9 protein-coding genes are annotated in these 12,158 nt (G+C 45.5%); 5 read left to right on the top strand and 4 right to left on the bottom strand.

Annotation, left to right across the window (positions count from 1 at the left end; genetic code table 11):
* Nucleotides 1-196: 196 nt before the first annotated feature.
* Complete coding sequence (locus tag OP864_RS14285; protein WP_270098832.1) at nt 197-1,243, bottom strand: T9SS type A sorting domain-containing protein; 1,047 nt, start codon at nt 1,241-1,243, stop codon at nt 197-199.
* 145 nt (nt 1,244-1,388) lie between these two features.
* Nucleotides 1,389-2,231 carry a hypothetical protein gene (locus OP864_RS14280; RefSeq protein ID WP_270098831.1) on the bottom strand — a complete coding sequence of 281 codons (843 nt, stop codon included), beginning with the start codon at nt 2,229-2,231 and terminating at the stop codon, nt 1,389-1,391.
* Nucleotides 2,232-2,311: 80 nt separating this feature from the next.
* Here OP864_RS14280 and OP864_RS14275 point away from each other — a divergent pair, with 80 nt between their 5' ends.
* Nucleotides 2,312-3,943 carry an AAA family ATPase gene (locus OP864_RS14275; protein ID WP_270098830.1) on the top strand — a complete coding sequence of 544 codons (1,632 nt, stop codon included), beginning with the start codon at nt 2,312-2,314 and terminating at the stop codon, nt 3,941-3,943.
* 6 nt (nt 3,944-3,949) lie between these two features.
* On the top strand, nt 3,950-4,585 hold the full coding sequence (locus OP864_RS14270; RefSeq protein WP_270098829.1) for a retron system putative HNH endonuclease: 636 nt from the start codon (nt 3,950-3,952) through the stop codon (nt 4,583-4,585).
* 45 nt (nt 4,586-4,630) lie between these two features.
* On the opposite strand, the gene OP864_RS14265 is transcribed toward OP864_RS14270, so the two are convergent.
* Both OP864_RS14265 and OP864_RS14260 read right to left on the bottom strand, forming a co-directional pair.
* Nucleotides 4,631-5,212, bottom strand: coding sequence for an NAD(P)H-dependent oxidoreductase (locus OP864_RS14265; protein WP_270098828.1), 582 nt, complete (start codon nt 5,210-5,212; stop codon nt 4,631-4,633).
* A 24-nt stretch (nt 5,213-5,236) separates the two neighbouring features.
* Nucleotides 5,237-7,159: a tetratricopeptide repeat protein gene (locus OP864_RS14260; RefSeq protein WP_270098827.1), complete on the bottom strand. Its 1,923-nt coding sequence runs from the start codon at nt 7,157-7,159 to the stop codon at nt 5,237-5,239.
* 1,109 nt (nt 7,160-8,268) lie between these two features.
* On the opposite strand from OP864_RS14260, the gene OP864_RS14255 reads away from it, so the two are divergent.
* The 3 genes from OP864_RS14255 (at nt 8,269) to OP864_RS14245 (ending at nt 12,155) form a co-directional block, all read left to right on the top strand.
* Nucleotides 8,269-10,539 carry an efflux RND transporter permease subunit gene (locus tag OP864_RS14255; RefSeq protein WP_270098826.1) on the top strand — a complete coding sequence of 757 codons (2,271 nt, stop codon included), beginning with the start codon at nt 8,269-8,271 and terminating at the stop codon, nt 10,537-10,539.
* Nucleotides 10,540-11,168: 629 nt separating this feature from the next.
* Nucleotides 11,169-11,666: a hypothetical protein gene (locus tag OP864_RS14250; RefSeq protein ID WP_270098825.1), complete on the top strand. Its 498-nt coding sequence runs from the start codon at nt 11,169-11,171 to the stop codon at nt 11,664-11,666.
* A gap of 3 nt (nt 11,667-11,669) precedes the next feature.
* Nucleotides 11,670-12,155 (top strand): hypothetical protein, encoded by a 486-nt coding sequence (locus OP864_RS14245; RefSeq protein ID WP_270098824.1) that lies wholly within the window; start codon nt 11,670-11,672, stop codon nt 12,153-12,155.
* Nucleotides 12,156-12,158: the final 3 nt, after the last annotated feature.

The raw sequence follows: 12,158 nt of genomic DNA, 5'->3' as shown, positions 1-12,158 counted from the left end.
GTAGCGCCGCAAGGCGAAGCCGCAGCGGAGGCCCCAAAACAGCAGCGAGCCCCGACAACCAGCCCCTATAGGGGCGCCAGTTCGACGACCAAAGGGAGTAAACGTAGCGCCCGCCGAAGGCGGGAGGCCCCAAAAAAGAAAAAGGTCCCTCCTTAGAAAGGAAGGACCTAATAGTTTAGATCAAAAGAGATCGATCTTATTGTTTAACAAACTGCTGGCTGAGTTGCTGGCCGTTATTGGTTTGCAAAACGAGCTGGTAGAAGCCAGCGTTTAGGCTAGCTGTGTTAATTTCTTCTTGTTGGCCGACAAACTGTCCTTGCGCCACCAACTGGCCCAAAGCGTTATAGATGCGGTATTGTTCGGCCTCTACTTCTTTCAAGCTAACCGTTAGCTTAGATTGGGTAGGATTGGGGAAAAGGCGGAAAGCGGTTTGGGCTTCGGCGATGATATCATTAGATAGTGTGGGGTTGCTATAAGCAGCAGTAAGGTTGAAGATAGCGGCCACCTCTTGGGCGTTGATCGCGCGGCTATAGATCATAGGATCGTCAAAAGCGGCTACTCCAGCATCGCCAAAACCGGCAGCACCAAACTGGATAAACTCTAGACTAGGGCCACCACAAACATTAGGGCTAGGCGCTGTGGTAGAGACCATTACCGTGTCCACATAAAGGCGCATTGTATCATTGACTCGAGTTAGGGCCACAAGATGCCAGTTTCCATCGCCAATATCCATAGTATTCACATCAGAAGAGACAGATCCGACTGAACTGCAAGGAATTGTTGCCTCTTCTGAATTTTGGCTAGCATCTACAGTAACGGTAGAGCCAGATCCCGCCAATTCTAGTGCTATAGCGTTCACTGCATTAGGGTTACTGATGTTAGTGCCGTTGATATAAACCAAGCGGCCATCATTTGTTGTTGCGGCCTGCTTGACCCAAACCACGATACTATAATGAGTTTCATCGAGCAAGACACCGCCGCCCAAATTGCCCCCATACAGGCGTCCATTAGTGGTATTATTGACATAGCTAAAAGCGGCATCGGCATTACCAAAGCGGTCGGCCACTAGGGTAAGGTCGGCTCCTACGGTCAAGTCGTTAGGGGCTACAGTACTTCCAGAGAGGTCTTCTCCACTGTTATTACAGGGGTAGTAAGCCTCTAGGCCATTGGCCAAGTCTACTTGAGCATAAAGGCCTTGCATAGAGAAACAAAGCAAGAAAGCGAATAGGGATAGGTTTTTCATCTATTTAGATTGAATAGTTATATAATGTTCTTTTAAGTTCGTTGGCCTCAAATGTAAATAAAAAAGCCAAAGCGATGAAATATCAGGCTTTGACTTTTTATTGAAAAGAAAATTTAAAATTAGGCTAACATAAAAGAACAGGTCCTTAGTCTATTTTAAAATCTAGGCTATTGAGCCATTCAAACTTTTGGATGCTACCATCTGGATTTTTGCATTCTACAGCAGGTGGATTTCCGGGGCCTTCTCCCCCGGCATAGCTGAGGATATATTTTTGAGGTTTGCCTTGAAACTGCACCGTACTGCCGTAATAGACGCCCATATCGGTTCGTTGTTCTTCGCTAGAGATTAGTTTTTCGAACTTCTGGCGTTTATCGGAAGCATAATAAATGTTTTTCCCTTCATTTTTGAAGTAGAGATATTCGGTGCTACCATCTGCATTTTTGCAGCGGAACATGCCTCGGCTACCTTCGGCCTCCCAAAGTGATTTAAACTCCTGTTTGCTTCCGTCGGGATTGACAGAGATTAGGCCACAGGGTCCGCAGGGGCGGTAAACTTTGTAGACCGTTTTTTGGCCAGGGAAGCTAAAGCCGGGGGCCTTTTTGGGATCTTCTAGCAGCATATCCTCCCATTTTCCAGCGACCAACTGCAGTTCTACCCCTTTGGGGTATTTTTTAGAATGATACATCAGCTTATTGCTAGCGGTTAGTTTGAGCAGCTCCTTGCCTAGGCCGGGACTAGAAGAGACAAAAACATCTGTATATTCCTTTTCTTGATAATCAAAGGGAAGCGCTTCTGGCTGCTCGCCTATGAGTTGGATGCCTTTGGGGGCCGCTTCTTTGGGGGCCGCTTCGCTTGGGCCCTCGCTTTGGTTGTTGGTGGTAGCGGCCGTTGTTTGTTTTTCTTGGGGCGCTTGTGTTTTTTCGGCGCCGCAGGCCATGAGCAATAGGGCTAAGCTAAGGGGCAGCCAAATCCATTTTAGTTTTTGCATCGGGTAAATTTTGAGGATGAAATAAGGGGATTATTTTGCTATCTTGCAATAATCTCATTTTACAGCCAAAAGATAAGAAGATGTTTCTTAAACGCCTAAAAATACCTGACTTCAAAGTCTTACAAAATATTGATATCGAATATGAGCGGCATGATGGTCGGCCGACCTATCCTGTGATTAGTTTGAATGGTGGGGGAAAGAGTACCCTGCTGCAGTTTATATTTACGATGCTGCATTGCTCTTTTGATGCAGAGCGGCAGTTTGCCGTGCAAAACCTTTTGGAAGGGTATGAGCCGAAGGGGGCTGTAGGGGAAAAGCAGTTGTTTGCCCAGTTTGTGCTGGAGATTGAGAGGGATGGGGTAAAGGAAGATATGGAGCTAAATTTTTGGGTGGAGCCGATAGTAAAAGGCGTTATCCAGAGGGCTATGACAGTAGAAGAAGTTAAGGAGCTTAAAGAAGCTCATGAGGCTTTACTTATATTAACAGATCTAAAAAGCCTTGGCATATCTGGTTTTCTTGCTATCCCCCAACCTCAAATCATACAAGCTCTTCAGGATTTGGCGATAACTGATTTTGAAAAGCAACTAGCCCTACATATTGAAAAAAACATAAGTAACCCAGAAGCAATTTGGGAAAACTTTCTAAATTTCTGCACCCTTACATTCAAACACCTTAACTTCAGGAATGAAAAAGAATTAAATTACGATATATCTATTTTAAATGATATATCATACGCTATAGGCAATACTATAAATTTTAACAGTGAAATAACCTATATACTACCCAACCTAATCTTATCCTACGATTACAACTATGATTATTGGAATCCCACCTCCATCTCCAATAAAATCTACCTAGCTGGCCCTAGAACACAGGTCTTTCAATTTTTAGATAAAAAAGCCTATGAACTCCTTTTTGAGCAAATAGAAGGTAAGTCTTACGAACAGGAAATTCAAGAAGTTAAGAAGAAGCTGCCCAATTTTTTCACTTATGAGTTTGCTTCTAGTCAAATGATTTTGGATCTATTTAAGGCCGCTCGAGACAACGACTTCAAAAAAGCACTAGAAACGGGAGAATACGGCAATCAGCTCAACCTTACAAAAAATAGTCTGCATGACTTTCTACGTGGAAAATCGATTAGCATTGATGGGGACATCACCAAAGTCATTTTCAACGACCTAATCAGCGGCAAAGAATTCAAAGCCCGCGACTTCTCTCATGGGGAGCTCAAAAAGCTCAGTATTTTTGTTTGGCTGCGGCATCTTGTTCCCAAGGGCTCCTTGGTCCTTATGGATGAAATTGATATTGGCTTGCATCCTAAATGGCAGTATGAGATTACGGAAGAACTAAAGGAATGGGGAGGCGAAAACCAGTATTTGCTAGCCACGCATTCGCCACAAATTATTGGGGCGGCGCATTATAAAAACCTAGTGGTTTTGGACCGTATTGATGAGGGAAATCATTCTACGGCTCGGCAGTTTAAGCAACCCTTAGTTGATGTAGACCTCAATACTATTGTTGAGCGAATTATGGGAGCCCAATACACTCCTCAAGCCGTCCTAGATCTTCATAAGAAATACCGTAAACTCGTAGAAGAAGCAAAGGAAGAAACTCCTGAAGGGAAAAAACTAAAAGCCCAAATCTTAGAGTACGAAAGTGAGCAATCTTCTTTTTTACAGGAAATGAAATTCTTCATCCAGTTCAGAGACTAAGACCCAATGAAACACATAGAAAAGAAAGCCCCGCCTAGATCTTTTACAGAGCATATTCCTAGCTCAGGAAAATGGGCAGAATTTAGTCGAACAAGAAAAAAGCATACTAAACAATATATGCTAGAGCAAGAGCAGAATCATCTTTGCTGCTATTGCGAGAAGAATATAAAGGGCGCAGATGCTCATATTGAACATATTCGGCCTAAGAGAGACTATCCAGAGCTGACCTTTGAGTATAGCAATCTACTCGTTTCTTGTCAGGGAACACATTGCAGTCCCGATGAAGAAGATACCACCGTCTATATTTGTGGCCACAAGAAGGATTCAAATTTTGATGAAGATCTTTTTTTAGATCCTAGCCAACTTAGAGATATTAGCGCTTATTTCGAATTTGATGATAATGGTGGGATCTCTCCCTCTGCAAAAGATCCCATCAAAGCTAGCTATATGATTAACTTACTACAGCTCAATGAGCCTCAACTCGCTCAAAGTCGAGAAAATGTAGCTAAAGGTATTCGCATCAACTTAATGAAAGCAGGAGCTAATCCAGCAAGTCGGCAAAAACTAAAAACCATTTTAGCAAATGAATCTCAAGACTTCATTAGCTTTCTTCGCCATTATTTCAATCCTATAGTCTCCTAACCCAAAAGGCCCAAGCTGCTTCAGCTTGGGCCTTTTTCTGCTCCCCTACTTATTTTTCCGCCCCAGTTCCTCTACCTTCTTGAGCCAATTGGCTCTAAAGGCATCTTTAGACATTCGGACAGGGCCAATAGAAGTGATTTTCACCGATTTCACGCCAATGAAATTCATGGTCAATTTTTTCATGGCATTATGGCTAGGCGCTTTATATATCCAGTTATAATACCAGTTAGGTTGATCCATGGTCGAGATGATTCTAGAGGTTTTTCCAGTAAAAAACTTATCCCACCACAAAGAGTCATCTCGCTTCTTAAAGGCAAAGCCTGGCAACAACACCCGATCTAAAAAGCCTTTCATAATGGCGGGAACAGAACCCCACCAAACGGGATACACCCAAACAATATGATCGGCCCACTTTAGGGTTTCTTGGCTGTGGAGTAGATCCGGCTCTAATTCGGTCCGCTTTCGGTAACCGTATTCTAGGTTGGGATTAAAATTTAAGTCCCGAATATTGATTTCTCGAACTTCGGCTCCCGATTGCTCGGCCCCCGCTTTATAAGCTGCAGCCAAGCTAAAGTTGTAGCTTTCCTTATCGGGATGCCCAACGATAATCACAATTTTCTTTTTCATACATTTTTTTAAGGCGTAATTGAACTACCTCAGCGCCCTCAAGGCCTGTGCCGCCTTTGCATTTCCTGCCAAACGTTCCAATAGGGCTTTGGCGGCTGCCTTATTGCCCTCTCTTACTGACAAAGCGGCTTTGTTGAAAACAGCCGATTCTTGCAGGGGGTCCAAGTCCAAAGCCTTATCATAAAAGTAGTGAGCCCGCTGAAAGTTGCCTTTTTGGGCGGCAATAAAACCTAGGTTGGCATAGGTCAAGGGTCGTTTGCGATCCTCTAAAAGGACCTCCTGAAATAGTTGCTCGGCCTTGGCAGTTTGCCCCAAACGCGCATAGCAAACGCCCAGCTTTTCTCTAAAATCTAAATGGTAAGGCAATAAAGCGACGGCCTGACTGAAAAAGGGCAAAGCCTTGGCCCAATTCTGCTGCCGATAACAAGCCTCGCCCAAACGATAGGCGGTCCAAGCATCTTTTTCTTCCGCTGCCTTGGCCTGCAAAGCCAGCTCTTCTAGGGCCGTATAACGACCCGCAGCAAAAAGTAAGTGGATTTTGGTCTGCCGCTGCAATTCATTTTCTTCCTTTTCCTGATCCAAATAGTATCGAGCCGAATCTAAAACGGCTGATTGCCCCATAAATTTGTCGTAAAGGGCCAAATAGCCCCTGGCCATGTCCAAATTGCTGGGCGAGTCTTTGCTCAAACAAGCTAAACCCAAAAAGGCCGCTACCTCTTCGGTCTCTTCTTGGGTTAGGGCCATGGCCGATCGAGCCGTTGCCTTGGATATATTGTGGTCCGTAATGGTCACATGCGGAATATCAATGCTGCCCGATCGAGGCATATGACAACTCACGCAATCGTCTTGCTTTTCTAAACGCTTGGCGGGCTCTACCGAACAAAAGTTGGGCGCAGTGGGTGCATGACAACTCAAACAGCTTTCATTGTAACGGTTTTCGGTCCTCGATTTTACATCATGATGCGGATTATGGCAGCTAATACATGATAGTTCTTCGCTTTTTAGGTAGCAGGGACTCAAACGCAGACGGTCGGCCTGTGAGGCCATAATAAAACGCTTGTCCGAATTGCTAAAACGAGGCAAAAAGACTTGCATGACCGATGATAAGGGCATACCTGGCTTAAAATCATAGAAGCTTTTGCCCGGATTCAAGACCGCTACGCCCTGCAAATGACAACGCTGACAAAGGTCCATTTGTAGCTCTCTCGACAAATGCCGCGGATTGACTATGCTGTAATCGATCTGCTTGCTGGTATCTACAATTAAACCCGCCAATTTCTCTTTAACATGAATGCTCCCCGGCCCATGACAACGCTCGCACTCTATCCCCTCGGGCATTTCTAGGTATTTGTTCAGCCCGCCTTCCTCCGCCTTGGGCAAATGGTTGTGGCAGGTCAAACATTCATGCGCAATCAAACGATCAAAGCGACTGTTTTGCCCCTCCTCAAAGCCCGGCGCCAAGTCCCAACGCCCATCCTGCGTATAGTAGGTCACTGGCGCCTGATATACATAGCCGTTGCGGTTGATTAAATGGGAGTTGGTATGATGCCCCGAACCAATAATGTAGCTAATTTGCTCCAAATGCTTATGGGTGGTGTCGCCTTCTGGCCCCAAACGATATTCTAAGACATAAAGCTGCGAGTCTCGAGCAAAGGGCAGATAATAGTACTGGCTAGCCGTATCAAATATGCTTTGATGCCCCGCCCAATCTGCCGCAGAATTAGCCTGATGCGCCTTGGCAAAGGATCGGCCCATGCCCGTTTTCACATAGCTCTGATGCACATTAGCATGGCAACTCTGGCAAGTCGTCATGCCCACATAAGTCGCCGAATCCCCCAAATTCCGAAAGCGATGATCTGCCCTCACGGCCTTTTCTTCTCCTCCCCCACTACAATAAACCAACAAAAGCGCCAGCGCAAAGCCCAGCATATATATCCATTTTTTCATGCCTTTCTTTTCTCCCAAATATACAAACTGTAAAAGATTTTCTGATCATTTCTGTTTTTTTGGGGCTGCCCCTCGCCTTTGGCTCGGGTCGGGCTATGTCGCAGCTCGCAGGTCTGCTCGGCCCTGCGTTTTTTTTCGCTACGCTCAAAAAAACTGGGTCTGGCCTTCGGCCACTGCTTTCTATCCCTCAGCCGCTCATCTAATTTTTTCAGGCCATTATTTTTTTCTTCGGCGGTTTTTTCTAATAGAGGCTTTATCAGCAAAAAAGCTTCTTCTCTATTTCCTCTACTCCCCACAGAAAAAGTTGAGGGACTAATAAAGAACAGAGGCTATTCAAAATTTTGTGCTGCCCTCTTTTGCGGCCTAGGGACAAGCCCCTAGGCGACTATATGATATGAAGACCAGTGGGTTAAAACCCACTGCTACAAAAAAGACCAAACTAAACCCAATAAATATGAGCCGAAGGTTAAAACCATCGGCCCATAACGAATTCTAATAAAAGCAAACAAGGGCTTCAGCCCGCCTGTTTGCATAGACTCACAACCATGGGCTTCAGCCCATGGACCTAAACCAACTAGCTAAAAGAACTCTTCCCTACACCCACACAGAAAAAGTTGAGGGACTAATAAGCGGCTATGCTTACCGCCCTGGGCTGAAGCCCAGGGTTCTTGCCTGAGCGAACTGACGGACTAAAGTCCTTGTTCGCTTTCCCTACTTCTAAGGACCAAAAACTGCCCAGCTCAGCCTTTTTCTCCATTCTCAAATCCCCACAGAAAAAGTTGAGGGACTAATAAAATAACTTTTAGGCTCAATATAGCGCTCCAATAAGTACAAAAAGGGAGCTAACACAAAATATCGAACAGTATCAGAGTTCTCTATTATTTTTGCGAACTTGGGCCCCTGCAAAACTAATCTGGGGAAACCAGCTGGTCCAGAGGCGGGCGAAGCCCGCCCGGCTTAGGGATGGATAGCAGTGGCCCGAAGGGCCAGACCCAAGTTTTTTGAAGCGAAGCGAAAAAAACTGCAGGGCCGAGCAGACCTGCGAGCTGCGACACAGCCCGACCCGAGCAAAGCGAGGGGAAGCCCCAAAAATAGAAAACAATATACCCTTGAATAAAAAACAGCATATTAGCATCCTGCTAGCCACTGCCCTGATTAGCCTTTTTATGCTTTGGGGCATCATTAGCCGAATACAATTTGATTTTGATCTGCGAAATTTTTATCCCTTAGAGCATGAAGAAACCGAATATTTTGAGGGATATGTAGAGCGTTTTGGCTGGGATAACAATTATATTTTGTTGGGCGTAGAATGCAAGGGGGCACATATTTATCAGCCGGCTTTTCTAAAAGAGGTGGATAGTTTGAGCAATAGTTTGCTGCAATTGGAGGAAATTGTGCAGCTAATTGGTCCAACAAAGCAAGAAATTTATCGCTATGTTCCTTTTATGGACCTGATGAATAGCAGCCCTTTATTGGCCCTAGATAGCTCGGCCGCCCGCCTAGCAGAGGATAGCCTAAAGGTGGTGGAGCGGCCCGATTTGTTGGGCCAACTTTTTGCCGAAGACCAACAATCTGTCTTGATTTTGATGCAGCAAAAAGAAGGCATGCAATATGAAGATTGCAAGCGGCTAATTGGGCGGATAGATAGTCTGATTCAGCCTTTTGAGGAGTTTAAGGCCCTGCATTTTGCGGGAAAATGCTATGGACAAACCACTTTTGTCGACTTGTCTAGACAGGAGGTAGCCACCTTTGTCGGCCTCTCTATTTTGGTCATTATTATTGCCCTTTTCTTTAGTTATAGAAGGTTTTGGGGCGTTTGGATGCCGCTTTCGGTAGTAGGGGTTACCGTACTTTGGACCCTAGGAACGATGATGTGGCTAGGGTTTTCGTTAGACTTTATCTCCAACATGATTCCCACGATTATCCTCATTATTGGGATTTCTAATGTGATTCATTTATTTAGTAAATTTTTGCTCGGATTGCAGGCCGGGCAGGCCAAAAAGCTAGCGCTCAAGCGGGCCATCAAAGAAGTTGGGCGGGCCACCATTTTGACCAGCGGGACCACGATTATCGGCTTTTTGAGCCTACTATTTTCCAATGTGAGTCCATTGATTAACCTAGGTGCTTTTGCGGCTTTGGGCCTTATTTATGCCTTTTTACTGACCTATAGTTTTTTTCCCGCCCTGCTCATGATCAGCCAGGCAAACTTCCAACTAAAAGCCGCCAAAGACGACTTTTGGCAGCAGCAATTGGGCCGTTTGGCGCTTTGGGTAGAGAGGCATTATGGGAAAATCATCATCGGTTCTCTTTTGCTGATGGCTCTAGGGCTTTGGGGCAGTAGTCAGTTGCGGATCAACCAGCATGTCCTGGATGATTTGAGTGAGCGGCACCCACAGATTGTAGACTCTCGTTTTTTTGAAAATGAGTTTAAGGGAACCCGTCAATTTGAGATGGAAATCATCTTGCGAGACAGCAGCAAAAGCCTGTCAGATACCGCAGTTTTGCGGGCTTTGGACCCACTAGAGCGCTACCTGCTGGAGGATTATGGTTTGGGGAGTATGTTTAGTCCTTTGGCCCGATTAAAAATGGCCAATCGGATGACGCATTCGGGCAAGGCAGACTATTATCGGCTACCTCAGAGTCGGTCCGAATGGAAAAAGGCCCAAAAAATCGAGGCTAATTTCTTGGCCAATGGACGTTATCCCTTGGTCGTTTTGGCTAATGGAAAAAGGGGACGTTTTGCGGGAAAAATGCCCGATATGGGCAGTTTGGAGGCCCAAAAGCGGCATGCGGCCTTGGCCCAATTTATCCGAGAGCAAGAGCTCGACCAGCTCATTGATTATCGGTTGACGGGCTCTGCCTATTTGATGGACATCAACAACCAGTGCATTGCCGATAATGTCTTTTATGGGCTCTTGCTCTGTTTTCTCTTTATTTTTCTGCTCATGCTCTACCTCTTTCGCTCTTGGCGGATGGCGAGCATTGCGCTTTTGCCCAACATTTTGCCCTTAGCCTTGGTAGGCGCATTAATGGCCTGGAATGGCGTAGACATCAAGATTTCCACCTCGATCCTATTCATTATTGCCTTTGGCATTGCGGTCGATGACTCCATTCATTTTATGGCGGCCTATCGCTTGGCCAGCCAAGAAGCCAAAAGCAAAGCCGAGGCGCTACGAAGCTGTTTTCGGGGTACGGGCAAGGCCATTGTCGTCACCACTTTGATCTTGGTTAGCGGCTTTAGTTGCCTGCTCTTTTCTAGCTTTATGGGCACCTTTTACATTGGCTTATACACCAGTATTTGTTTGTTTTTGGCCCTTTTAGCGGATTTATTGCTCTTGCCTGCCTTGATTTTGCGTTTTGGGGAAGAGCTGCAGGAGTAATTCGTCATTTAAATGATCCTATTTTTTTGGGGCCTGCCGCCTTTGGCGGCCGGGCCCTTTCAGGGCTCGCAGGTCTGCTCGGCCCTGCGCCGCTTTCAGCGGCTGGGTCTGGCCTGCGGCCCCCCTTTCAGGCCCCTAGGCCTGCGGCCCTTCGGGCCTGTAGGATGGATATATACATCTGTAGGTTGAAACCTACAGCAACAAAGGAGAGCAGACTAAGCGCAATGAAAATGAGCCGATGGTTAAAACCATCGGCCCATAATGAGTTCTAATAAACAGCAAACAAGGGCTTTAGCCCGCTAGTTTGCATAGCCCCACAAGCATGGGCTTCAGCCCATGGGCCTAAAACTGCCCAGCAGCCAAAAGAAAAAATACAGTTGAGCGGCCTAGCGATGTGCAGGGGTGGCCGTAGGCCAGACCAAGCGGGCGCAGCCCGCGCAGGGCCGAGCGAGCAGCGAGCCCCGAAACGACAACAAGAACTTTAGTTCGCAGTTCGACGACCAAAGGGAGTAACCGCCCGCCGAAGGCGGGAGGCCCCAAAAAATATCCCCTATTAAGGAATTTAAATTTAGAGAAAAGGTTTAGAGTGCCTATTAGGAAACCTTTGCTCAAAAAATAGAAAATTTAAGATGGATGTTATAGCAATAGGCACGAATCAGCCAGCTTATGTTGAGGGAATTCTACCCTCGGATTATGAGATTTACTGGGATTATAAGCTGCTAAACACAAATTCTGAATGTGGTTTAGCGCTCTTGCAAAAGCATTATAGCTATCAGGCTTTGGGAGTGCTTATGAAGTCAGGCGACAACTCGGAAACAGATGCCTCGCATGGAATTATAGCGGATATTTTAGCTTTTCACCTAGGCGAAACTGCAACTTGTCCGTTCTTTGATTTTTTAGAGGCCTTAGCGCCTATTTTGACGGAAAAAAATGCTTGTTGCCTGTCTTTTTCTATCGATTGGGATGATGAAGGAATTCCAGTTCGCTTGCATAGAGTAAGTATTTCCGAGGCAAAGGAGCGTTTAAATTGTTTTACGGTTTGGACAGAGGTTTATTATCAGATGGAAGAGGATCTGTATATCTCTTGTAATGAGTATCCGCTTCTTTTTCAACTATATAATGAATAGGTTATGGATGTTATAGCAATAGGCACGAATCAGCCAGCTTATGTTGAGGGAATTCTACCCTCGGATTATGAGATTTATTGGGATTACAAGTCGCTGAACACAAATTCTGAATATGGTTTAGCGCTTTTGCAAAAGCATTATGGCTATCAGGCTTTGGGAGTGCTTATGAAGCCTAGTTCTGCTGCTGGTATTTCTCAGGGAATTGTGCAAGAGCTTTTAGGATTCTATTTGGGGAAAACAGAAAGCTGTCCATTTTTTGATTTTTTAGAGGCCTTAGCGCCTATTTTGACTGAAGAAAAGGCTTGTTGTCTTTCTTTTTCCGCTTCTTGGCAGAAGGCCATTCCGGTACGTCTCAAAGCCTATACTATTGCGGAGACCAAAGCGGCATTAAATAATTTTAGTAGCTGGAGGGAAGTTTTTTATCTGCTCAAAGAAGAGCTGACGATTCCCTACAATAATATTCCTCTCTTGATTGAATTAAAGGCTTGACTT

Origin of the sequence: Saprospira grandis (assembly GCF_027594745.1) — a bacterium.
GTDB classification, from domain to species: domain Bacteria; phylum Bacteroidota; class Bacteroidia; order Chitinophagales; family Saprospiraceae; genus Saprospira; species Saprospira grandis.
The sequence above is the reverse complement of the archived record's forward strand: the minus strand, read 5'-3'. Positions and strand labels throughout refer to the sequence as shown.